This is a genomic window from Stenotrophomonas sp. (assembly GCF_032099025.1).
Taxonomy (GTDB): Bacteria; Pseudomonadota; Gammaproteobacteria; order Xanthomonadales; family Xanthomonadaceae; genus Stenotrophomonas.
Map to the genome: position 1 here is coordinate 41,574 of NZ_DAMCID010000002.1, position 23,021 is coordinate 64,594.

Below are 23,021 nucleotides of genomic sequence, written 5' to 3' on the forward strand. Positions count from 1 at the left end.
GGCGGCGGGGCCGATGGATTTCCGCATGACCGATTTCATTCGCCCTACCCTGTCCCTGCCCGGCGGCCACAACAAGCTGCTGCTGCATTCGTGCTGCGCGCCGTGTTCGGGCGAAGTGATGGAAGCCATCACCGCCTCCGGCATCGACTACACCATCTTCTTCTACAACCCCAATATCCATCCCGCGCGCGAGTACGAGCTGCGCAAGCAGGAGAACATCCGATTCGCCGAGCAACATGGCGTGCCGTTCGTCGACGCCGACTACGACACCGACAACTGGTTCGCGCGGGCGCGCGGCATGGAGAACGAACCCGAACGCGGCATCCGCTGCACCATGTGCTTCGACATGCGTTTCGTCCGCACCGCGCTGTATGCCCATGAGCATGGCTTTCCGGTGATCAGCAGCTCGCTGGGAATTTCGCGCTGGAAGGACATGAACCAGATCAACGACTGCGGCCACCGCGCGGCTGCGCACTACCCGGGCATCCAGTATTGGGATTACAACTGGCGCAAGGGCGGCGGTGCGGCGCGCATGGTGGAGATCAGCAAGCGCGAGCAGTTCTACCAGCAGGAGTACTGCGGCTGCGTGTACTCGCTGCGCGACGCCAACCGCCACCGCCGCGAGAACAACCGCGAGCGCATCAAGATTGGCCTGTTGTATTACGGCCAGGACAACGACGCGCCCAAGGGCGATTGACGTTCACGCCAAGGGCGGCCACGCTGGTCGCCCCTGTTTCGTCGCGTTGGACCTGCCATGACCGCCCTACCCGCCGATGTTGCCCTGCTGGTGATCGACCTGCAGCCGGACTTCATGCCCGGTGGCGCGCTGGCGTGTAAGCAGGGCGATGGGCTGGTGGCACCGATTGCCGCCCTGCTGGCGGAGCGCCGCTACTGCACCGTGGTGGCCACCCAGGATTGGCACCCGGCCGATCACGCCTCGTTCGCCAGCCAGCACCCGGGGCATCTGCCGTTCGAAGCGATCCTGCTGCACGCGCAGCCGCAGACGCTGTGGCCGGATCATTGCGTGCAGGGTAGCGACGGCGCCGTGCTGCACCCGGGCGTGGACTGGACCGTGGCCGACCTGATCCTGCGCAAGGGCACCCGGCGGGAGGTGGATTCGTACAGTGCGTTCCGGGAGAACCATGGCCCTGATGGCACCCGTCCCGCCACCGGCCTGGCCGGCTGGATGCACGAGCGCGGCATTCGTGAGGTGCATGTGTGCGGGCTGGCGCGGGATTACTGCGTGCTGTGGAGTGCGCAGGATGCGGTGAAGTCTGGGTTCCGGGTGAAGTTCATTTGGGAGCTGACGCGGCCGGTGACTGAGGCCAATGATGGGATGGTGCGGGAGCAGTTGTCGAAGGCCAAGATTGCAGTGATCTGACTCGTAGGACGGGCACGCCGCAGAATGCGCGACGTTGCTTCCGCCGGTGGGTCACGACCGTTGGTCGTGGCTGCCGTCATCGTTCTGCCCTGCTGACACCCACGGCTGTACGGCCCGCAGATAAGGTCCGCTTCCGGCCATAAGCGGATATCAGCGAGACGGCGATCGGTCAGTGGCGTTTCTAACCAGATTGCGGACCAGTGGGGGCGGGTTAGAGGACTCGCCAACGGTTACCTGGGACGTCTCATCATGTTGGCCGCTTAACTCACGTATGACTCACTATCTGTCACGAAAACGCTGGTTGAAATCAAGAGGCGAGTGGTCGCTCGTCAAGAGCTAAACTTTGGTCGCTTGACGATTATTTTTGCGCGCGGCTTCTCAGCCGATGCTGCGGGGGTTGCGTCGGTCGTCCTAGCCGCGCCCGAGGGTTTCGGTCGGGCCGCCTCACCAATACCTAGTGCTTTGAAATCGATCAGGCTTTGAACCTGCTGCGAATCGGCCGACCAAGAAATAGAAGTGCTACTCGTCGGTGCGAGCCGCTGAGCGAATAGCCTAGTGATTCTGTCCACTCGATCTGGGTCCGTGGTTGCGTAACCAATCGGAAGCGTCACTGCACTCACCTTGCTCGGTTGAACGTGGTATTGCGCAACTGCCAGGCGCTCGGGTACCACGAGCAATTCGAATCTATCCAATCGGATTCCACCGGAGAACATCACTGCGTGAGGCAACCTAGAGTGAAATGTCCGCTTAAGCCAACGCTCCTCCGAAGCGCCCTCACCCTTAAAACACGCGACCAGTCGACCTCCATCTCTTCGATCAAGGGCCTTTTGGAATTTTGCGACAAATTCGACCAGTTCAGTGCTGTTCGCTGCCCAGAATGGGACGTCCGCAGGCAACCAGTGCGCGATGCTGGACCTCTCCTCCTCGGGGTCTTCCGGCCGCAACATATTGATGAGCGTCGTTCGATTTCCAGCGAGGTAAATCGGCCCCAGGATGCCCCTGGTCAGTTGTGACCCATAGCCAGTCTTGTTCGCATCTCGGTCCCTTAGCCACTTAGAAATGTCGAATTCGCCTTCTCGCACATATCGAGCGAGAACCTCGTCGTCAACCAAAGCGCAAAAGTCTGAGAAGGTTGCGCCGGCCTTGGGAAGGCTCTCGCTTGCGAGGTAGTCCGCCACCTTCGACTCAAGCTCGATCGAAAGTGGCCGCTTACGGTTGTCTCCTAAGCGTTCCACAGCGTCTCGGTGTACGTTCAAGTCGCCTGTGGCGCCCACATCCAGCGAAATCTCCATGTCCACCGGCACCTGCAGGGTGCGCATGGGTCGGCAGCGGGCCACCTTGTACAGGCGAGTCTTGAAGCTTTCCTTCGTGCGGCCCCACGAGAATTCCAAGAACGCTCGAGACTGCTCGCTGAATGCCTCAGCTACGCGGTCGGGAGCGACCGACTTCGCTATGTCCGGCATTGGGACCTCGGGCAGACCAAACCTCGAATTGCTGTAGCCGCGCCGCGGGACGAGCTGAAGGGCCAGTAGGTCAAATACTGCGTCTTCCTCTCGGGTTTCGAAGGTTGTAAACGTCGGAACCTCTCCTGCAATGATCTGCTTCGCGCGGAGGATCGCCGAAGGGTGAAGCACCCCGTCGTCCGCAACGTCAACCAGCCTATTTCTTGTAAGGCTGCCAACCAAGCCATCTGTCTCCAGCTTAGACAGTCCAAAGTACGCTTGAAGCTCGCCAGGGCTAGCGCTCTCCATCATGACGATCAATCTGCAAGCGAATTCCTCAATAGCCGGAAGCGGCCTTTCGGTGGTCCACGAACACTCCAGCCGGTACTCCCTCGCCGGCAGCAGTACGGAAATGACATTTGCCAGTCGCCGCTTGCCCCGCCCTTCCAGCTCGCCGACATCAAGCTCTTCGTCAAGCATTTTGGGCCTCCTCAGCGACGGCCTGTTGGAAGTCGAATTCGGGCAACTCCGTCACGATCGCATATCCCGGATGCCGCAGTGCCGCCTTCTCCTCGATGAAGTGAAGCACGCGCCCCAACGGATGTAGTTTATTTTGCTTTCGCCACATGCGTGCTGCACCTACGATAGCAAGGCGTTCTTGCGCTCGGGAAAGCGAAACATTGATTCGCGACGGCTCCCACATGAAGCCCTGTGCCTCGCTGACGTTGTCTCGAACAAGACTCAAGATGATGAACGGATTTTCTTGCCCCTGATAGCTATCGACCGTATCGATTCTAATCAGGCTACGAATCGAGGCAGCCCACTCGGCCTTGCTGAGTTCCTTTTCAAGCAGTGCCTTCTGCGCGCTATACATCGTGATCACGCCAATTGGATGGTGTGAGGACTGGATATTCTTGAGCACCTCCGCCTTGTCTGGGGCGGCGAGGCGCTGAAGGAGCCGAAGCACTAGGCGGGCTTCGTGAGGATTTACGTATTTTCCTCGCTTACTCGGGTCGCTGTCGCCGGTTGAGTCTGGCCCAGCTCCACTATCGATCCAAGTGACAGGAGACTTCCAAGGAAAGGCAAGGTGCTCGCACCAAGCTTGTGACTGGCCGCGGCCGGTCCTCAGCTGCACGCCGTCATCTTTATAGAAGCAATCGGAAACCAGGTCGCTAATTGGCTCGACCATTCGATATTGCGTATTGAGGGCAACTCCGCGGGTAACACGGAATGCGCGCTCGAAGTCGGTCTGTCTAAGTGAGTCCGGCGAGACTCTCAGAGACTTGGAAGCCGCGCGAAGGTGAGATGGTTCGTAGACCGGCGGCAACTGCCTGTGGTCACCCACCAACAAGATCCTGCGTCCAGACTGAAGTGGGATCATTAGCTCGCTCGCTTGCGCGCGAGCAGCTTCATCGACAATCACCCAATCGAAATCGACATCGGCTACGCCGAGTTGCTTCTGTCCCATGCCAACCAGAGTGCCGCAGACCAGCTGCCTCGTCTGCACCAGGAATTGGTCGTAGTTGGCCTGGCCTGCGTGTAGGACCGAAAGCCATTCCTGGCTGAGTGAAAGCAACATCTTTAGCCGGGAGAGAGCTGCTGGGTTATTGATGCCGTGGGCAGAGGCAACCAACGTGATGGTGCTCTCCCATAGATCCTCGGACTCTAGGAGAGACGCGGCCTCTGCTGGGAATCGATTTCGAACAATTCTCGATGTGAGATCTCGGACTTCGTCGAGCCGAGATTGCAGCTCAGGAACACGTTCGCGAATGTCACCGCTTGCTGTCCCCGACTTTGCTAAGTTCAACTCGGCTTTGTACCTAGCAATTGACGAGACGAGCCCATCTAGCGTTCGGTGCAGAGAGGCCAACTCGGCCGAAAGCTGCGTCGGTATCCCAAGACGCTCTGAAAAAACCGCGATACGATGCTCGTACTCGCGATGAAATGAATGTCGCATTTGACGCTGGATCGCCCGCGAGTGGGCATCCAACATTGGTGTGGCGAGCATGCGCTCCTGTCCCATTCGAACTACGCTGAGCGGAAGAGCGTGCCTCTGGCACATCGCTCGAGCCTTCGTGGCAACTGCATCAACAGCCGTGTGAGACTGCCCGACCAGCAGGACATTTCTAACGCCGACCTCGCTAAAGAGGTAGTGAATGAACGCCCCAACGAAGGTGGTCTTTCCGGTGCCTGGTGGCCCCTGAAGAACGCCAACGGGCCCGTGCTCAATTAGTTGTTGAAAAGCCTCGACTTGCCGCTCATTGAGGCTTGTCTCTTCATCATCGTACAGCTGTCTGATTCGCTCGGCACTGGGTCGAGGGGCCATCGGATAGATCGATGGCTTAGCAATGGGGTCAAAGTACTTTAGGAGATCGGGAATTGCCGAGGCGTGCTCTAGCACTCGCTCCATTGCTTTGGATTTTCGGTCTCGCGAGGCTTTGCTCTGCAAGGATTCGAGCCTTAGTATCGCCCCCGTTATGACACGTTTTCGGGCGTCCATTCTGGTGACATCGATCACGAGCTCATCTTGACTCGTTTGGAGTATGTCCAGGACTGCAAAATTGTTACCGTCGCCCTTCAAACTAACGAAAACGCGATCATCCGAGCCAAAATCCATCGCGGCACCGTTCGCCGTACGGTATGGAAGCCGCATTTGGCCCACAGCGTTCTCTTGGATGGCACCGGTTACTTCGACTTCGAGGATGCTCGCCTCTTCCGTGTTCATCAGAGCTCGCCAAATCTCTTCGATACGGATGCCTGAGTCCTCCTGTCTCTCCGTCGCTTCCGAGCTCGGGGGGGAGAATTTCGATTCAAGCAGCGAGAGCACCGGATCCAACCCCAGAACCAGGTCGAGCAGATCTTGAATCCCTGGCCCGCGTTCATTCGACTTGAGAAGCTCGATGGGGCGTTCGATGCTTGCGGAGGACCTGCTGCTGGCTGACACAAGCTCACTGAGCGATATTGGGGTTGCCAATCGGACATCCCGAAGTTGACGTTGCTCGGGGTCAATCACAAACGTGATTGCTCCATTAAGTCCCGTTACGTAGCAGTCAAGCAAGGCATCGTTGCGTTTATCCCATTTGCAATTGAAGTGGTAGCCGCCGCCATCGGACTCGAGCGCGAATTCCGAGCCTGCGAACTGAAGTCGGTTCCAAGGAACAATGATGGGTGCCGCCGCATCGGGCGATTCCGATGCTCGCTCGATGAGCCGTCGAACCTCGGCCTGCAGCGGAGATAGCGATACGGGAACGCCTTGCGGCTGGCTGCGACCGACCTCTAGCTCCTGTCTGAATTGTTCGTCGGATTCTTCGACTAGGAGTTCTTCCACGAGCTTGTAGACCGCAAAGCGATCGCGACCGAAGCCGTCGGTTGATGCCGGATTTGATGGGCCATATTCGACATTGAAGGGTTGCGTCCTCTCCCCAAAGTCGAGAAAGTCGAGCAGAAGGACCCTTTCGGAGCCTGCCTCTGGCGGCTCGGAAGATTGCACCAGCAGGTTTCCTGGGTGGATGTCCCCGTGGCTCAGCTGCTGGTCGTGCAGTGCCGAAACTGCTTGGATCAGGGCCGCAGCGACACGCCTGCGCGATGGTATGTCCGCCCCGGCGGTAGCCTCCTGCCACTCCTTACCTGGCTCAATTTTTGTTACAACAAGGAGGCCTCCGGACTCCAGCAAGCCGAAGTCGACAAGGTGCGGGGTCGCGGTTTCACGTGACCTGACTTTCTCGGCCCTTGATCGGAATGCCGCGACACGCCGATTCAGTCCGTGCGTGCCGGCGTTCGGGGCAACCTGCAACCAAAGCTTGACCAGTACGGGCTCGTCGTGAACCGCGGATCTGTACTTGAGCACTTGTCCCGATCCAGGGTTCTCGCCGTGGCTTGGTGGGAAGTACTGATAGATCTGAAACTGGCCCCATCCCCGCTTTATGAACTCGCCATCCGATATCTCGTTCCAGGTATTGATTTCCTCATCTTTGCTCGCCGCCGCCGGCTTAAAGCACTCGTTGAGAGCCGCCAACATCGCGGCAGCATTTTCAAAGCGATCGGCCGGCCCCCAGGAGAGGGCGCGCTGAAGCCAATCGCTCAAGGCGCCGCCATATGGATCTTGTTTTGGGGGGACCCATTGCCAGATTCCTTGCTCGTCGCGCGGAAGGTCTGACTCAGGGAACAGAATTCGATACGCAGCGGCGGCCAGCATGAATACATCTTGCCTAAAGGCGTCGTAGATCTCCCCGTCTACGCCCATCGCCTCTTCCGGCAACCGGACATGCGAACCCTGCAGAAGGTCTCGTACCTCGCTAACCGTTCCGCGCTCTGGGAAAAAAGCCGCTGCGAGGCCAGAGACGACCACGCTTCGCTGATCAGACGCGTGCCATAAGTTATGAAGGTCGACATCACGATGCGCAACACCTAGAGCGTGCAATTCTGAAAATGGCGCTAAGAGAGCTCTGACCAGATCCAAGCGGGATTTGGGATCATGAGCCGGACCTAATTTGCTTAGGTGCTCATCTAGGCGGCTAAAGGTTCTCCTGAGCTCGTAAAGCTCTGTAAAGTCGTCAGAAACGTCACTCGTGCTGAGCGGAAGGAGCGGGCGTAGCAGATATTCTTCCAGTCCTCGCTCATGGGATTTTGCGAGCGCGAACACTCGATTTTCGCGAAGGGCGACTTTTGCCCATTGTTCTTGCGTCGCGTTGCCGACGCCGAGCGACGACATGTTCCAACGCCTCATCAGCGCCAGATCATTGGCAATTTCCTGATGATGGCCTTTGAACTCCGCGAACAAGCCGAGCTTGTGCCGAAACCAAGGGGTTGGCTCGGCCGTGTAGCTGTGATGGGAAAATTCCTTCGGCCTGACTCGGCTTCCGGCGAAGAGCTGTTCGAAGATCGGCCGACAAGTCGCGCTATTTGGTCGCGGCTTCCCTCGGCGATCAAACAGGTCCGTGTAATTTTGCGGCGCCTCAGAAGCAAGCCTTGCGTAGTCGTTGGCCCCAGCAATTTTGAGAAACTCATCAAGCGTGTGAACGAAGCGACGTTCAGTTGTAGAGAGATTCTCTGGACCAGCAGTCCCGCACATTACGACGTGGGCCTCGACCCTGGGGACATAGCCGAGCTTGTGTTGAAGTTCCCTTCCTAGCAGCTTGCCAATTCGAATCGCGTGGACACGCTTGATCTCATAGGGACTCTTCCCTTTGGAGTAACCGTTGAGGTACCAGCGGCTGTCACTGCTTTCAAGCTTTCCGGTCCATTCCTTGAGCTCCACAAGCAATAGACGGTCATGCGTGACGATCATCGTGTCAACGTCCATGGACCCCTCGTCATCAACAACGAGCAGACTGGCGTAACCAAACCAGCTTTGCCTCAACGACTCCTGCATCCTCTTGACCGCTCGAACTTCGCTAGCGTGCAGTCCGTTGCCCCCAAGAATCTTTATGTCCATGAGCCCCCCCTCGTTCATACGACAAGCCTCGTCCAGAGGCGGCCATCAAGTAATGATGCGCGACCGAAGACGCCGCGCGATCTGGTAGGACATCGCTGCACCAACTTCCTTTTCATCGCGGCCGCGCTGGATGGCCTAAGAAGCACCTTCCTGCCCGAAGTCGAGTTCGCGCATCATATCTAATCAGGCGAACTGGTGCGAGTGCTAGCGCGTTGGTGTCCGCCGTTTCCTGGATACCACTTGTACTACACCGGCCGTAGACAGTCATCGCCTGCATTCCGTTTGGCGTTCGATGCGCTCCGCGTTTAAGTCCGCTTCGGGTCGCATCACGCCCTACTGCCACTTAGGAGAGAACCATTGCCGATCCACCTTCGAATAGGAGATGGTAATGGCAAGCCTTCATGCATCAGCCCCGTCAACCTTGGAACAAGGGAATCCTGCTCGCCCAGAAGGCACCTCTCAAACTCGGGGACATCTGGGCAATCCGGGTCTGGCTGCAGCTGCGCGGTAAGGTCTGTGACCTGTCACTGTACAACCTGGCCATCGATTCCAAGCTCTGTGCCTGCGATTTGTTCAAACCTCAGGACTCTGATGCGTCCTATGGGGGGGCGGCAGGTGAGCACTAGCATCATCATTGAGAGCTGGTTGACAGTGCGTCCGCTTCCAGCCAGAAGCGGTCATCGGCCTGCGTTGGACGCCGCTCCACTCTCAGAAATGGCGCGACCGGACCAAAATTCGTTGAGTCGAGTCCACTCCAACAGACCCTGAGGGCCCAGATGAATTGCAAACATGTCAGGGTTGGTGTCCCCCCATCCCCACACGTTCTGAACTGCCTCCAATACGCCGATGACGGCAGATTCCTGCACCCAAGGCGAGCCCTCAGTTATCAATTGCTCAATAGCCAATGCCAGTCCTGGGAATGAGGATGAATCCCCGACTCGATATCGTTCGAGCAGGTGGTGGGCCAGTTCGCCGGCTGCAATGTACGGGAGATCTTGTCCCCATTCGACTAGGTGTCGTTCCCAAGCATCCTGAAATGTTGGGCATGCTTCCACGAGACATGGCAGCGCTTGCGATTGATCGATCATGTTGTGGAACCTGGCGTCCTATCTAAGGTGCAACGTTCCAAGCGGCAGGGAACCGAAAGCTGTCGTGCGGCAGATTGCGAACCAACCGTTTCGATGGACTGTAGTGCCCGGTGTTCTCGCAGTAGGCGCAGAACTGCGGCGTCCCGCAGCACGTCAGACAATGACCTCGTAGTCATCAGCATTCATTTCAGCGAACTCGCAATCACGCAGAACGCTGACCTCAGCTGTGCTTGGATCCACCAGCACACTGAACACCACCAGAGGCTCAGTCTTACTGCCCCGGGTCAGAACCACCATTTCATTGCCTGTCGCTGCATTGAGGCGGAGTAGTACACGACTACCATTGATCAGGCTCCATTGCTCACCATCTTCCAACGGTTCCTTCTCGAAGAAGATGAAATCAACCCTCCATTCGCCGCCAGCAGACCTGGCGCCGCCGATGGTGACAGCTCGATCAACCCACTCGGGCAAGGACCCGGATGGATGAATCTGGTTGAGCTTCGCGACAGCAAGGCGCCTGGCAGATTCAAAAATCCATGATTCATTTCCCAACAGTAGCGTAAGTGGCAGACATCTGGATCAGAGCCTGCTTCGAGCCAAGCTCAACACACAATCACGGGGCACCTCTTCAACTCCGATGATCAAGGTGGCAGAGTTTCCGAGTGTTGGCCTTCCGCCAGAAGCAGACATCTACTGCTCAGATGGCATTTTGGATGAGATCCAAGTGTGACCCCACGTCGGCCGGACGGGCCGCCAAAGGGACTGAGAGCATCGCGGGCCAGCTGCCGTTCGAGGCGATCCTGCTGCATTCGCAGCCACAGACGCTGTGGCCGGACCACTGCGTGCAGGGCACCGCCGGTGCCGCATTGTACCCGGGCGTGGACTGGACCGTAGCCGACCTGATCCTGCGCAAGGGCACCCGCCGCGAGGTGGACTCGTACAGCGCCTTCCGCGAGAACCACGGCCCTGATGGCACCCGACCGGCTACAGGGCTGGCCGGCTGGCTGCATGAGCGCGGCATCCGCGAGGTGCATGTGTGCGGGCTGGCGCGGGATTACTGCGTGTTGTGGAGTGCGCAGGATGCCGTGAAGGCTGGGTTCCGGGTGAAGTTCCATTGGGAGCTGACGCGGCCGGTGACTGAGTCCAATGATGGGATGGTGCGTGAGCAGTTGGCGAAGGCCAAGGTTGCGGTGATCTGTCCCACAGGACGGGTACGCTGCAGAATGCCCGACGTTGCTTCCGCCGGTAGGTCACGACCGTTGTTCGTGACTGCCGTCATCGTTCTAACCCTCTTACACCCGCGGTTGAATGGTCGGCAGAGAAGGCTCTTTTCCGGCCAAGAGGGGACCTACCACACAGACATCCAGTCCTTCTCTTCCAGGTATGAAATGAACGCGTCGATTGACTCCGGCTCCAAATCAAACGTAGTCCGATATCCACCCTTTAGGTGCACCTCTACGATCTCCACGTTCGATGCGCCCGGAGCCGACGTCAGCACCTGAAATAGGTCACTGCGCTCGGCGTCGGTGTGCTGAGTCGCATTCCGGCGTCGCATCATTCGATGGTACTGTTTCACGCCATTTCTCCGCCGGCCAATGTCCGAATTCGTTCGCGCCGCTATTACCAATTTGTTTGGGAAGCTCAGGGCAACAGCCAGTGCCTTGCCGTTGTCCACCCCTTGAAGACGCGCGCCCCATCCACGCCGGGCGCGTGTTGAGGCAAGCGTCGGCCGGCTTCGGCCTGCCGTAGCCCCGTCATGGCGGGCGCGAATCGCAGCCTGAAGGTTTCGGGCTGCTCCCGGAAATGGGCTTCAATTCGCGCGATCGCAGCATGCCTGCGGGCATCGCCGAGCATCGAAAGGAAGAAGATCATCTGTCTCCAGGCATACGCGGTGTTCTTGAGCATGATCAGACGGCCATGCCAGTGCGGGATACGCATCTGCTGGCGTTTGCAGATCCACTGAAAGCAACGTATTGCCATCGCATCCAGTGAAGCGTCCAACAGCGTGCGGAGCCCTGCACCGTCGAACAGCACTGCAAGATTGTGCGTGGTCAGGATCTGTGACTGTTCGAGGATGGCGCCGTTCATCGCGGTGGACGAGCCAGCCGAGCTCACGTCTGCACGTTCAACAGCCAATTTCGAAAGTGCGTCCGAACCATCAGTGGACCGGCGCCACAGGGCATACCTTGCTCTCGCTTTCCGCTTGTCCGGCAGTGCCGCCAACGCATCGGTGTCAATGTCGTAATAGTTGGCGTAGAGCGTTCCAGCTACAACACGTGCCGCGCTTCGGGAAGCCGCAATGAACGTGCTGGTGAACTCCCCCATGAAGATATCGGCTGCGATCTCATCCACGAACGGAAGTTTCAGCTTGGCTCCTTCGGCAAGGGCGCGGAACTCGCTCACCAGCTTGTTGGGGGTGATGGCATGGGGAAACGCCTCAATTGCCACCCGCGCCGATTCAGTCAGCGCCAAGCGTGCACTTTCCGCGCTGGCCGCGTCTGGTTCACGATTGCCGTCCACGGCAGCGATCCAAGGCAGCTCCTTCAGACGCACTTGGCTTTGGAGATTGAGCAGCAGCAGCGAGCGCCGTCTGCGGAAGGCGCGATACGTTGAGGCGTACAAGCGGCGCAGCATGGGATCCGCCAGCTGGTTGCTTCGAATCTCAGCGGTCAGTGCTGGAAGCAGGCGGGCGATCGTGTCGCCGGAGGTTACGATGCCAACATCGACCAGTTCTGCAATGGTGCCGCGGCGGCAACGCTCCAGACGCTCGCGAATCCTGTCGGGCAACGCCTCTCCCGGTTCTATTGAATACTCGGCGGCCTCGCTCTCAGTAACTGAGTAGGTCAACGTAGAGAAGTCACCGATGCCCTCGGATTCTGGATACCCCTCCAGTCGCGCGGCAACGGCGTGCCCGATGAGGTGGTGCGCCGCTGAGGAAACGTCGCGCTGTTGCCGCTGTCTGAAGGCGACGTGCTGCGGCGACTCGGGTCTGCCATGTGCAGTAACGAAATCGTCGACAATTCTGCGAATGCGCCCGACCTGGCGCCCAGTCAGGTTGCCTGAATCGTCGCAGCAGGTTGCGAGGAGCCGGAGCAACTCGCTCGCCCGGTCATTCCTGCTGTTGATCTCACCGCGGAATCTGACCTTTGCGCTGTCGATCTGCGTCAGCAGGGCCTTGGCTGATACGTGCCAGCCTTCCGGGTATAGCCGGCACGGCCATCCGTCCACGTAGGTGGCAAGGAACAGCGAGATCGTGGCGTCGTAAAGCGGCAGGCGGATGCTGATCGCGCGCTTCTGCTCCGCCAGCCGGCGTTGCCCCTTGAGCCCGGATAGGCGCTTGCGAACATCGCCAGCGGTGAAGGCGCTTACCTCCGCAGTCAAAGGCGAGGCGTCATCAGTATGCGCCGGAAAGAACCTCAGCCTGTCAAAGAAGGGCGCAATCGCTTCGATGATCGCCTGCGATTGTTCGATCTGCCCCTGACTGACAAGCCACGCCACCATCGGCAGGGCCGCCTCCTCAGGCACGTCGATTCGGTAGCGACCGTCCGCGAGAAGTTGCTGGAGGTGGCTCAGGCCATCATCGGTCAAATGCCAGAGATTCAGATCCAACCGCGTCTGATCGGCCCGAACCCCTGTCGCCCCTTGTGAAAGCTCACGTTCGTAGTCGGTCAGCTCACCACCGGCGAGCAGGCCTCCCGTGGCGAAACCGCCGGTCGCGACCTCCAGCGTCGCCCAAGCAGGCACCTCCTCGAACGGAGTGCGCGAGCCATACTGCGCGGTTCCACCCCGAAAATGCTCGAGTATCCGCCGCCATCGCTCAGACCGCGCCTCGGCACGGGCCCGCACTTCCGGGTCCATGTGATGCTCGCTGCTGACCAGCGCTTTGGCCAACTGGAACTGCGCGTAAGCAAAGCCCAGGGCGCTAGTGGGCCCGTCACTTCGATCTGAAGTCATCCGTGATGTCGATATCGCGAAGAGATGGGTCCGGAGGCTGGAGTCGAACCAGCGCCCTCCCGGTTAAGAGCCGAGGGTTCTGCCACTGAACTACTCCGGAGTACAGGCGGAATTTCGCACGGTGCGGGCGCAAGCGCAATACGCCGCCTTCTTGACCAATCATGGTCGCGAATGACGAATCCCGGCAAGCCCCTTCATCCACTTCCAACTCGCGGGAGCCTTGGAGGGTCGCATGCGGGTAGACACAATCGATGAATTGCCCGTCCCTTACCGTAGCCAGGTCACAGGGCTACCTTGCCGCTCTCGGCGAGAATCGAGCCTCGCCACTCGGCCCGGTCAAGGGGCCAGGCACAGCTCAACGGTTACCCAGCGATCCGACGCGTACAGTTTTCGCCCGCGCGTGGAGTCACGGTAGCAGACCGCATACACTGGCCGCGGCGCCCGCCTTGCTTGCACACGAGCAAAAACAGGCCGTATCCCTGATCGACTCTTCTTCAGGCCAGCTGCCGGGGAGTTAAACGTGTGCGCCTGACCCGGATCTGCCTGGCCGTAGAGGACGAGTCATGACCATCAAGCAGTATGCGTTTCATGCCCATGCGTGCCTTCGGACTCAGGGCTTCGCGTCGCTTACCCGCAGCCAGATCCATGAGCTGCTGGCGGCTGCCGCCGGCTTTGCCACCCATGCCGCTTTCCATCACCAGGCCGCGTGGTGCGATGTTGCCTGGCGCGATACTGGCCTGATGCCGGATAGGGATAGGGTGATCCAGCGCTGTCTGCACTTTGGGATGTCGGCCGAGGAGGCAGAGCGCACAGCCGAAGGCGTGGTCAACTTCCTCGGCGTATCTGGCTACGGGCCTGTGCGCTTTGAGGAGCTGATTGCCGCGCTCGCCAGCGAAGAAGACGAGTGGGCGGAAACTGATGAGGCGGGGTCGCATCTCGTTGCCGAGTGGGTTTCCACTGAACTAGTCAGCCGCATTCAGCAAGGGGTAGATGCGCTGCTCCGCGAGCTCCCCTTGCTGCTCGAGGGATTGGAGGCGGCTGCGGCGCGCGGCATGGCCGCTGCGCATCTTGCTACCGCGTACGTGCTCGAGCCCTATGGGGATCTGTCAGCCGAGGATGACCGCCGCTTCGGTCGAGAACTGCGCCGCCGCGGTCAGTGGTCGACCCAGCCAGTGGGCTTCGCGGAGGTCGCCGCAGACGCAGAAAGGTTCGTTCAGGTGGTGGCCAAGCATCGGTACCATCTCCTTGCCGCGGCACGCGGCGGGGATAGGCGCGCGATGCTGATCACCGCGGAACGCTACCGCGATCCTGGAGCGCTCGAGCTTGAGCCGTCGGATGAAATGGAGCCGTACGACATGGCTGACTTGGCCGATACGAATGGTCTATCCGAGCTGGCCTACCAATGGCTGACCGTGCTCGCACGCGAGGGTGATGTATCGGCCATGCGCGAGCTCATCGAACGCCGGGGCGAGACCCCGTTCCGCGCTTGGGTCTGGATGCACCTATCGCGGATGCTGGGTGGGGACCTGAGCCGCGACCGGCATGAAGCGATCAACGAGGACGGTACTGCGTATGACGACGATGTCGGTGGGCCAGCCTATGTCGGGGGCGACGACGGAATCGTATTGGCGCCGCTCTCCACCGACGACAGTTGCCGCGCCAACGAAGAGGCTGCTCAGCTGCTCGCGGCAATCGAAGAGCGTTACAAACTGACCTGATCAAGTTCGGTCACGGGCGGCACCCTCCTAGGGGTGTCCGCCCGCATTCTCGCGTAGACCTGTGCCATACGCGCAGCGATAGACATACGCGCAGCGACAGATTGGTCTAACGTGCGGTCGTAAGCGGGTTGCATCGACCGGTTGGATCCAAGGTAAAAGTGGACCTGCCAAGACGCAAAAACAGGTGGGCTACCGGTCCTTTGACGAACAATCCAAAACATGCAAACAATAGATGAATCATGATCGGAGGCGTGGCTATGGGTCGAGGAACTAAAGTCTTCGTCGTCGTAGCATTGGCAGCCGGCGTTTCATTCGCACTGTATTCTTTCGTGCATCAAGAGCCCGCTCAAGACAGAGAGAGCTCACCAAGCCGGCAGAGCTTGAGTGAGCAGCCTTCTCAAGTCACATCACACTCGTCTGTAGTGACTTTTGCTCAAACCTCGCCGCAGGCCTTCACCAGGTCGGAGTTGGGATATCGGTGGGATGCGTCGAAGCCAGGCATCGCAGCAAGCGAAGCTGACGCTGCATGGTTGGAGTCCCGGGGATTTCCAGGTCCGGATGTTGAAGATCATCTCCGACGCCTCTCCATGCAGGAACTGGAATCCCTTGCCGGGCGAGGCAATCAACCCGCGGCCGCGATTTACGCGTACAAGCTGGCTACCTCGGGCGGCTCGCGCGAAGATGTTCTTACGATATTGAGCAAATCGGCCAACGAAGGATCTGTCTACGCACTGAAGACCGCCGGCGATATTTACATGGCAGTGAAAGGCTTCCGCGATCCGGCCATGGCGAGTGCCTACTACGGTTTGCAGGCTCGCGCCGGTGACCAGTCCGGGTTCGAACAGCGCTACCTGGTGTCCAATCAGCTCAACGGTACGCAGCGCCTTCAATCGGATCTCATGCAAGAGATGTTGTCGCGGAGTATGAACGCCCCTCTGCAGTCGCCCACAGGACTGGACGCTCGTCCAGGCTTCAACGAGTTTCTTAGCCAAGGACTTCGCCCCACACCCACTCAAGGTGAGTAGTGATGAATATTTGCAGAAGCGTTTGAAGTGCGCGACATTCGGCTCTGCCGTTTTTGTTGCGAGTCGGCGCGAGCCTTCCCGGACAATGCTCCGGCTCGGTGACAGTTGATGGTGTAAAGATGGCGGCGCAGGTAGAGACATCCTTGCGGCGGCACGATGATTCATCGGCAAAGCAATAGCAGGCGTCGTGTGCGCGGGCAGCGGCTGATCGGCGTAACGCTCGTTGGGGGCTACAAACTGGCGTTGCTGCCGCTGTTGGTGGCGTTGGGCAATAGTTCGCAAGCGTCCTGCCGCTACGTGCCGGCCAGCGGCCGGCGTTACGGGTTGCGCCTGCTCTTCTCAGCAATGTCAGCGCATCAGGGGTTGGTTGCGACTTTTCTTTGTCGCGCGTCGGTCAATGAGTAGATTCGCAGTGCGCAGTGGCCTGCCCTTGATTCTGCGACGTTCGTTCCAGCGAAGACTCGCTGTCACCCGCGTTACGGCTTACTTGCGTCATGCCATTTGCCCGATGAATGGAACATGCCGTTATGCTGGCTAAGCATCAACTTCTCTTCATTAGAGCAGCTGTGCATCGTCTGGATTCGGGGCTTGATATCCCCTCGTTAGACCAATGAAAGTGCGAAGTTCTGCGTCGGGAGGGTGGCGAATACAACACCCCCTGGGAAATAAGTCACGCCGTCGGTCTAGCGGATATCAACCTCCCGACTCCCTCGTCGCCGACGAGGGAGTACTTCCGATGGAGTAGACGCATGCGCAGTTCAAAGATGGATTCATGCAACGATCCCAGTCAGCAGGTTGGGATCGGCTGGTATCAGCCCAAGAGCTTACGCATTTTGGCCCTTCGGCACCCTGCCGGCAACATTCTGCCGCCGGGCCTGGCCATTCCCCAGTTATCGCTCTGTGGGGTGTGGTTGGAGCGGCTGGGGTTCAAGACGGGCCATCGTGTGTTTGTAGAGGTCACACCCGGGCGCGTCACGTTGAAGCTCGATGAAGCGCCTGTGCCGTTGCCCTACCGCTATCGCAAGCACGAGCCGAAGAAGCAGCGCTCGCGCAAGGAGCATTCGGAACAGTAGGAAGTGACGGAATCCGGGTAGAGCCGGGCTCCGCCCGGCTGCTGCTTCTACGCCCTGAGCACCCATCGCAGCGCCTGAAAAAACAAACCCCCTTGCGGGGGTTTCGCGGATGCCCTTAGGGATCACTCCCGTCAAACGGCCAAGGCCTGTAACCGGTGGCGGCATCTGAACACTCTAGGCCTTCGCCCAAAGCTCCGTATACATCCAGATGGCGCCATCCTACTCCGCGCTGGAGCGGGAGTGTGAAGGAATAGCAACGGCTGACCAGTAGGAACCATGACGCGCCGGCCGGCCGGCGCTGGCGCGTGTTGGCATGGCCAATCCCGCTGACGGAATCAGCTATCGGAACACCACAGTCCGGTGCCCGTTGAGGATGATGCGATGCTCCACATGCCGGCGCACCGCGCGGGCGAGCACCTGCGATTCGGTGTCACTGCCCAACCGCACCAGATCACGCGGCGTCATCGCGTGATCCACGCGCGCCACGTCCTGTTCGATGATCGGGCCTTCGTCCAGGTCGGAGGTGACGTAGTGCGCGGTGGCGCCGATGATCTTGACGCCGCGTGCGTGCGCCTGGTGGTACGGCTGCGCGCCCTTGAAGCTGGGCAGGAAGCTGTGGTGGATGTTGATGGCGCGGCCAGCGAGTGCCTCGCACAGGCGCGGCGAGAGGATCTGCATGTAGCGCGCCAGCACCACCAGGTCGATCTGCTCGCGTTCGACCAGGTCGATGATCTGCTGCTCCTGCACGGCACGGTTGTCGGCATTTACCGGCAGATGGTGGAACGGGATGCCGTAGGATCCCGCCAGCGCGGCGAAGTCTTCATGATTGGAGGCGACGGCGGCGATATCCACGTGCAGCTGGCGGCTGTGGGCGCGGAACAGCAGGTCGTTCAGGCAGTGGCCCTGCTTGCTCACCAACACCAGCAGGCGGGCGCGGCGGCGGGCGTCATGCAGCTGCCAGTCCATCTGGAAGTCTTCTGCCAGCCCGGCCATGCGGTGCTGGATGGTCTCGATGGGCTGGCCCGGATCGCGGTTGAAATGCACGCGCAGGAAGAACCGACCGCTTTCGTCGTCGCCGAACTGCTGCGCATCAAGGATGTTGCAGCCCTGCTCGAACAGCAGGCCGGAGACGCGATAGACGATCCCGGTACGGTCCGGGCATGAGAGGGTGAGGATGGAATCAGGGCGCATGGGTCAAGTGTAGAGGACAGGCACCGCGCCCTGCAGGGATGCTGTCATCTGAAACTTTAGAGGGATGTACCCGCCGCCTCCCCTGCACATCGCTTGGCGATGGCGGTGCGGATGGAGCGATCAAGGTCCGTTCGCGTCGCCAGCTGGTGCAGATGCACGAGCACCCGTTGCGAACCGATCACTTCCAGCAGGGCATGCGCCTGGCTCACGCTGAGCTCGCCCTCGATATCCGCGTAGGAGAAGCCGGTCAGGCCGCTGGCGTTGAAGGTCATCGATTCAATGAAGCGCTTCCGCGAGGGCTCACTCAGGGCGAGCAGCGGCGAGTCGTAGGGCAATGCGTCGATGTACGTGGCCAGCGTGGCGGCGCTGTTGATCGGCGCGGCACGCAACTCCTGCGCCGAGCGCTGCGCGTCCTCGGTAAATGATGGCGTGCAGGCCTCCACGCGTACTGGCATCAACGCCAACATCAACACTACGCCTGTCATTGCGGGTTGCATGGTTCTCTCCCTTCCAGCGCGGCGGATGTACCGCGCCGGGAGAGTGACGTGCGCGCCGATTCCGATCTGTGCGCGCAATTGCGGTATATCGACAATCAATCATCATCTGCACTTCCATTGCAGTGCTCATCAGCATCACCGCGCCGGATGCACCGTCAGCGCCACCAGCCGCATCACCAGCGGGCGGACCGCCAGCACGCAGCAGAACGCGGTGGGCATGGCCAGTTGGTAGGCGGCCAGGACGCGCGCGGGGAAGTCGGCGTGGATGCCGGCGTTGGCGGCGGTGATCACCAGGCACATGAGCATGGCCATGATGGAGGCCATGAAGAACGCGAAGACGTACGGCGTGGTGCGGGCGCCGAGCTTCCAGCGCGGTGCGGCGAGGGTGTCGGGTTGTTGCGACATCGGGGGTCCAGTTCAGTGGCAACCGGCGGTTGCGGGACCGGCACGATAGTCAGGCCCCTTCGACGGCGGTAGACCGCGTCGGCTTGGCTCTTTATAAAGTAAACCTTTGCAATGCCCGGCCAGAATAGGCGCCGTCATGAACATTCTCCAGTCAATCCGCAGTTTCATCCGTACCGCCGACGCCGGCAGCCTGGCCGGGGCGGCGCGCACGCTGGGGATCAGCCCGGCGGCGGTGGGACAGAACATCGCGCGGCTGGAGACCCACCTGGGGGTGCGCCTGTTCAACCGCACCACGCGCACGCTGGCGCTGACCGAGCGCGGCGCGCGTTACCTGGCGGAGGTGCGCCACATCGAGCGCGACCTGCAGCGGGCGCAGGCCGCGGTGACCGATCCGGAGGCGATGCCGCACGGCCGGCTGCGGATTGCCAGTACGTCGGCGTTCGGGCGGCATGTGCTGGCGCCGATGCTGCCGGCGTTGCAGGCGCGCTACCCGCGCCTGGCGATCGAGCTGCTGCTGGCCGACCGCAGCGTGGACCACGCGCACGAAGACGTGGACGTGAGTTTCCGGATCGAGCCGCAGTTGGCGGAAGGACTGGTGGCGCGTGCCATCGCGCAGGTGCCGTTCCAGGTGTGTGCTGCGCCCGCGTACTTGGCGGAGGCGGGCGTGCCGGCCACGCCGGAGGACCTGCGCGAGCACCGTTGCCTGGTGTTCCGCTACCCGGTGGAGGGGCGGCTGCTGCCGTGGGGGTTCATTCGCGATGGGATCCGCTTCGATGCGGAGATGCGGCCGGCGCTGGTGTCCGATGACATCGATGCGATTGCGGCGATGGCGGCCGCAGGGGGCGGGATCGCGCGGTTGGCGGCGTTCGTGGCGGCGCCGTGGTTGGCGCGCGGGGAGTTGCAGGTGTTGTTCGCGTCGGGCGATGGGGCGCGGACGTCGCCGGAGCCGATGCGGTTGTTCTTGTGCGTTAGCGATCGGCGGGATCTGACGCCAAAGGTGCGGGCGTTGATGCAGCACGTGGTGGACGGGTTGCCGGCTGCTTGGCGGGTGGATGTTGCGTGACATCCAGCAACGCCCGACCAACGGTCGGGCGCTACCGATGTCTCCACGGCAACCCGCCGTGGGACGGTGACGTTACGCCGTGGGTGCGAGGAACACGCCGCGTGCTTCGCGCGGCTCGCAGCGCAGGTACTGCGGCGCGGGGGCGAGTGAGTCGCCCAGGGCGGCGGCGGCGTGCCACGGCCAGCGCGGGTCGTAGAGGATGCCGCGCGCCAGGGCCACGGCATCGGCGTGGTTGTGGCGCAGGATCGATTCGGCCTGCGAGGGATCGGTGATCAGGCCAACGGCGATCACCGGCATCTTTACCTTGGCCTTGATGGCCGCCGCGAACGGCACCTGGTAGCCCGGCTCCAGGGTGATCTTCTGGCGTGCGTCGAGGCCGCCGCTGGACACATGCAGGAACTGGCAGCCGCGCATGTCCAGGATCTGGGCCAGGGTGCTGCTCTGTTCGATATCCCAGCCGCCATCGACCCAGTCGCTGGCGGAGATGCGCACGCCCACGCTGATGCGGTCGGACACGGCCTCGCGCACGGCGTCGAACACGCGCACCAGCAGGCGCATGCGGTTTTCCAGCGAGCCGCCGTACTGGTCCTGGCGCTTGTTGCTCAGCGGCGACAGGAACTGGTGCAGCAGGTAGCCGTGCGCGGCGTGCAGTTCGATCAGGTCCAAGCCGGCGCGTTCGGCGCGACGTGCGGCCACGGCGAAGGCCTCGACCACGGCGTCGATGCCGGCTTCATCCAGCGCCTCGGGAACCGGGCCGTTGGCCGCGAACGGCAGTGCGGAGGGAGCGAGCGCGGTCCAGCCGTTGGGGTCGGTGGGCGGCAGCGGGCCACCGCCGTCCCACGGGCGTGCCGAGGAGGCTTTGCGCCCGGCGTGGGCCAGCTGCACGCCCACGGGCATGGGCGACCACTGCTTCACCGAGGCGATCACCGAGGTGAGCGCGGCTTCGGTGGCGTCATTCCACAGGCCCAGGTCGGCGTAGCTGATGCGGCCTTCGGGCAGCACGGCGGTGGCTTCGAGGATCAGCAGGCCGGCGCCCGACTGCGAGAGCTGGCCGAGATGCTGGCGGTGCCAATCGTTGGCCAGGCCGTCGGTGCAGGAGTACTGGCACATCGGGGCGATGACGATGCGGTTGGACAGCGTCAGCGGTCCGAAGGAAACGGGGGAAAAAAGCTGGCTCACGGGCGGGCGACTCGGGGGGAGATGAAACAGGGGTGGTATTGCACCGCGAAGCGGGTTTGCGGGCAACCGTATGTGTGGAACGGTGAGGCCAGCGAGGCAGTGCCTCGCTCTACCAGGGCAGCGTACAGGCGATTTGAAACCCGACCACCATTGTAAGGAACGCGTCGCCACGCGCCGGGGAAACGAAGCGCCGTGCTCTACGCGGTGGCTGGTAGGAGGAATGACAGGCCTTCTGCGCAGGACTGCTCTACTTTGAGGGTGAGCAGGTCGTCGGCGCGGGTGCGGCCCAGATTGAGTGCGGCCACGGGGAGGCCGGCCTTGGCGGCGGCCTGGACGAAGCGGAAGCCGGAATAGACCATCAGCGAGGAGCCGACCACCAGCACGGCATCGGCATTGGCAAGGTGGTCGTGCACGGCGGCGACGCGGTCGCGCGGGACGTTTTCGCCGAAGAACACCACGTCCGGCTTGAGGATGCCGCCGCACTGCGGGCAGGCCGGGACGTTGAAGCGGCTGAAGTCCACGCCGTCGAGGTCGGCATCGCCATCGGGGGCGATGGCGGCGTCCAGGCGGTCCCAGCCGGGGTTGGCGGCCAGCAGGGCGTGCTGGAAGTCTTCGCGGCCGCTGCGGGTTTCGCAGCCCATGCAGCGCACCTGGTCGAGCCGGCCGTGCAGGTCGATCACGCCGACGCTGCCGGCGCGCTGGTGCAGGCAGTCCACGTTCTGGGTGAGCAGCACTTCGACCTGGCCACGCGCTTCAAGGGCGGCCAGGGCAGCGTGGGTAGCGTTGGGGCGGGCGTGGCCGAAGCGGGGCCAGCCGAGCAGGCTGCGCGCCCAGTAGCGCTGGCGGGTGGCGCCCTCGCCCATGAAATCCTGATAGTTCACCGGTGGGGTGCGCTTCCACTGGCCGTCGGCATCGCGGTAGTCGGGAATGCCCGAGTCGGTGCTGCAGCCGGCGCCGGTGAGGACGAACAGGCGGCGGGCGCGGTCGATGAAGTCGGCCAGAGGGGTGGACATGCCAGCAAGATGGGGGCGATTGCGGGCTACGCAATCGTCCCCGGCCGTTCAGGGACCGGCGATGTCCGCCGGCAGCGGGGGCACGGCGGTGGGTTTGTGGTCGTCACCCAGCGCGATCATGACGAAGTGGCCGCGGGTGCACAGCTTGCGCTCGCCGGTGTGCAGGTCTTCGGCGATGAGTTCCACTTCCACCTTCATCGAGCTGCGGCCCACTTCGACGATGCGGCCCACGGTTTCCACCATCTGGCCGATGCTGATGGGCAGCTTGAAATCCACCTGGTCCGAACGGGCGGTCACCACGGTGCGGCGCGAGTAGCGCGCGGCGGCGAGGAAGGCGGCCTTGTCCATCCATGCCAGCGCCTGGCCACCGAACAGGGTGCCCATGTGGTTGGTGTGGTTGGGGAAAACGATCTCGGCCATGCGCACTTCGGTGGGCGGGACGACGTCGGGGGTGGCGGTCATGGCGGTGGCCGGTGTGGGGGGTCGACGGGGATGATACGGCAGCGATGCGAACGGAAACGAAAAAGCCCCGGCAGTGCCGGGGCTCTTCATTTCACG

16 protein-coding genes, 1 tRNA gene and 1 pseudogene are annotated in these 23,021 nt (G+C 61.4%); 7 read left to right on the forward strand and 11 right to left on the reverse strand.

The window, feature by feature from the left end:
• The first annotated feature begins 25 nt into the window (after positions 1 to 25).
• Both RT456_RS02440 and pncA read left to right on the forward strand, forming a co-directional pair.
• Positions 26 to 697 carry an epoxyqueuosine reductase QueH gene (locus RT456_RS02440; RefSeq protein ID WP_313342021.1) on the forward strand — a complete coding sequence of 224 codons (672 nt, stop codon included), beginning with the start codon at positions 26 to 28 and terminating at the stop codon, positions 695 to 697.
• 57 nt (positions 698 to 754) lie between these two features.
• Entirely contained in the window at positions 755 to 1,381 is a 627-nt protein-coding gene (pncA, locus tag RT456_RS02445) for a bifunctional nicotinamidase/pyrazinamidase (protein ID WP_313342023.1), read from the forward strand.
• A 329-nt stretch (positions 1,382 to 1,710) separates the two neighbouring features.
• Here pncA and RT456_RS02450 read toward each other — a convergent pair whose 3' ends face one another.
• From RT456_RS02450 to RT456_RS02460, 3 genes are all read right to left on the reverse strand, one after another.
• Positions 1,711 to 3,303 carry a hypothetical protein gene (locus tag RT456_RS02450; RefSeq protein WP_313342026.1) on the reverse strand — a complete coding sequence of 531 codons (1,593 nt, stop codon included), beginning with the start codon at positions 3,301 to 3,303 and terminating at the stop codon, positions 1,711 to 1,713.
• The gene (locus RT456_RS02455) at positions 3,296 to 8,257 is read right to left on the reverse strand and encodes an AAA domain-containing protein (protein ID WP_313342029.1); all 4,962 of its coding nucleotides are present in this window, start codon (positions 8,255 to 8,257) and stop codon (positions 3,296 to 3,298) included. The genes RT456_RS02450 and RT456_RS02455 overlap by 8 nt, the downstream gene beginning before the upstream one ends.
• A 1,241-nt stretch (positions 8,258 to 9,498) precedes the next feature.
• The gene (locus tag RT456_RS02460; RefSeq protein ID WP_313342030.1) at positions 9,499 to 9,816 is read right to left on the reverse strand and encodes a hypothetical protein; all 318 of its coding nucleotides are present in this window, start codon (positions 9,814 to 9,816) and stop codon (positions 9,499 to 9,501) included.
• Positions 9,817 to 10,121: 305 nt separating this feature from the next.
• Between RT456_RS02460 and RT456_RS02465 the strand changes: the two are divergent.
• A pseudogene (locus tag RT456_RS02465) lies at positions 10,122 to 10,541 on the forward strand (isochorismatase family protein); the annotation flags it as partial.
• A gap of 445 nt (positions 10,542 to 10,986) precedes the next feature.
• Here RT456_RS02465 and RT456_RS02470 read toward each other — a convergent pair.
• Positions 10,987 to 13,236, reverse strand: coding sequence for a hypothetical protein (locus tag RT456_RS02470; protein WP_313342032.1), 2,250 nt, complete (start codon positions 13,234 to 13,236; stop codon positions 10,987 to 10,989).
• An 88-nt stretch (positions 13,237 to 13,324) separates the two neighbouring features.
• Positions 13,325 to 13,399, reverse strand: a tRNA-Lys gene (locus RT456_RS02475).
• 463 nt (positions 13,400 to 13,862) lie between these two features.
• On the opposite strand from RT456_RS02475, the gene RT456_RS02480 reads away from it, so the two are divergent.
• From RT456_RS02480 to RT456_RS02490, 3 genes are all read left to right on the forward strand, one after another.
• A complete protein-coding gene (locus tag RT456_RS02480) occupies positions 13,863 to 15,017 on the forward strand; it encodes a hypothetical protein (RefSeq protein WP_313342034.1) in 1,155 nt (384 codons plus the stop codon).
• Between the two features lie 257 nt (positions 15,018 to 15,274).
• Positions 15,275 to 16,042 carry a hypothetical protein gene (locus tag RT456_RS02485; RefSeq protein ID WP_313342036.1) on the forward strand — a complete coding sequence of 256 codons (768 nt, stop codon included), beginning with the start codon at positions 15,275 to 15,277 and terminating at the stop codon, positions 16,040 to 16,042.
• Positions 16,043 to 16,791: 749 nt separating this feature from the next.
• The gene (locus RT456_RS02490) at positions 16,792 to 17,115 is read left to right on the forward strand and encodes a SymE family type I addiction module toxin (protein ID WP_313342038.1); all 324 of its coding nucleotides are present in this window, start codon (positions 16,792 to 16,794) and stop codon (positions 17,113 to 17,115) included.
• 339 nt (positions 17,116 to 17,454) lie between these two features.
• Here the strand turns inward: RT456_RS02490 and purU are convergent, their stop codons facing one another.
• The 3 genes from purU to RT456_RS02505 form a co-directional block, all read right to left on the reverse strand.
• Entirely contained in the window at positions 17,455 to 18,306 is an 852-nt protein-coding gene (gene purU / locus RT456_RS02495; protein ID WP_313342041.1) for a formyltetrahydrofolate deformylase, read from the reverse strand.
• A 56-nt stretch (positions 18,307 to 18,362) separates the two neighbouring features.
• Positions 18,363 to 18,791, reverse strand: a complete 429-nt coding sequence (locus RT456_RS02500; RefSeq protein WP_313342043.1) for a hypothetical protein — start codon at positions 18,789 to 18,791, stop codon at positions 18,363 to 18,365.
• Between the two features lie 147 nt (positions 18,792 to 18,938).
• Positions 18,939 to 19,208, reverse strand: coding sequence for a DUF2798 domain-containing protein (locus RT456_RS02505; RefSeq protein WP_313342045.1), 270 nt, complete (start codon positions 19,206 to 19,208; stop codon positions 18,939 to 18,941).
• Positions 19,209 to 19,344: 136 nt separating this feature from the next.
• On the opposite strand from RT456_RS02505, the gene RT456_RS02510 reads away from it, so the two are divergent.
• The gene (locus RT456_RS02510) at positions 19,345 to 20,271 is read left to right on the forward strand and encodes a LysR substrate-binding domain-containing protein (RefSeq protein ID WP_313342048.1); all 927 of its coding nucleotides are present in this window, start codon (positions 19,345 to 19,347) and stop codon (positions 20,269 to 20,271) included.
• 72 nt (positions 20,272 to 20,343) lie between these two features.
• Here the strand turns inward: RT456_RS02510 and RT456_RS02515 are convergent, their stop codons facing one another.
• The 3 genes from RT456_RS02515 to RT456_RS02525 form a co-directional block, all read right to left on the reverse strand.
• Positions 20,344 to 21,450 carry an NADH:flavin oxidoreductase/NADH oxidase gene (locus RT456_RS02515; protein WP_313342051.1) on the reverse strand — a complete coding sequence of 369 codons (1,107 nt, stop codon included), beginning with the start codon at positions 21,448 to 21,450 and terminating at the stop codon, positions 20,344 to 20,346.
• Positions 21,451 to 21,647: 197 nt separating this feature from the next.
• Complete coding sequence (locus RT456_RS02520; RefSeq protein WP_313342054.1) at positions 21,648 to 22,463, reverse strand: NAD-dependent protein deacetylase; 816 nt, start codon at positions 22,461 to 22,463, stop codon at positions 21,648 to 21,650.
• A gap of 48 nt (positions 22,464 to 22,511) precedes the next feature.
• Entirely contained in the window at positions 22,512 to 22,925 is a 414-nt protein-coding gene (locus RT456_RS02525; RefSeq protein WP_313342057.1) for an acyl-CoA thioesterase, read from the reverse strand.
• Between the last annotated feature and the right edge of the window lie 96 nt (positions 22,926 to 23,021).

Coding starts and splice junctions, on each gene's coding strand:
- RT456_RS02440 (WP_313342021.1), top strand. CDS start 26: ATGACCGATTTCATTCGCCCTACCCTGTCCCTGCCCGGCGGCCACAAC.
- pncA (WP_313342023.1), top strand. CDS start 755: ATGACCGCCCTACCCGCCGATGTTGCCCTGCTGGTGATCGACCTGCAG.
- RT456_RS02450 (WP_313342026.1), bottom strand. CDS start 3,303: ATGCTTGACGAAGAGCTTGATGTCGGCGAGCTGGAAGGGCGGGGCAAG.
- RT456_RS02455 (WP_313342029.1), bottom strand. CDS start 8,257: ATGGACATAAAGATTCTTGGGGGCAACGGACTGCACGCTAGCGAAGTT.
- RT456_RS02480 (WP_313342034.1), top strand. CDS start 13,863: ATGACCATCAAGCAGTATGCGTTTCATGCCCATGCGTGCCTTCGGACT.
- RT456_RS02485 (WP_313342036.1), top strand. CDS start 15,275: ATGGGTCGAGGAACTAAAGTCTTCGTCGTCGTAGCATTGGCAGCCGGC.
- RT456_RS02490 (WP_313342038.1), top strand. CDS start 16,792: ATGCGCAGTTCAAAGATGGATTCATGCAACGATCCCAGTCAGCAGGTT.
- purU (WP_313342041.1), bottom strand. CDS start 18,306: ATGCGCCCTGATTCCATCCTCACCCTCTCATGCCCGGACCGTACCGGG.
- RT456_RS02500 (WP_313342043.1), bottom strand. CDS start 18,791: ATGACAGGCGTAGTGTTGATGTTGGCGTTGATGCCAGTACGCGTGGAG.
- RT456_RS02505 (WP_313342045.1), bottom strand. CDS start 19,208: ATGTCGCAACAACCCGACACCCTCGCCGCACCGCGCTGGAAGCTCGGC.
- RT456_RS02510 (WP_313342048.1), top strand. CDS start 19,345: ATGAACATTCTCCAGTCAATCCGCAGTTTCATCCGTACCGCCGACGCC.
- RT456_RS02520 (WP_313342054.1), bottom strand. CDS start 22,463: ATGTCCACCCCTCTGGCCGACTTCATCGACCGCGCCCGCCGCCTGTTC.
- RT456_RS02525 (WP_313342057.1), bottom strand. CDS start 22,925: ATGACCGCCACCCCCGACGTCGTCCCGCCCACCGAAGTGCGCATGGCC.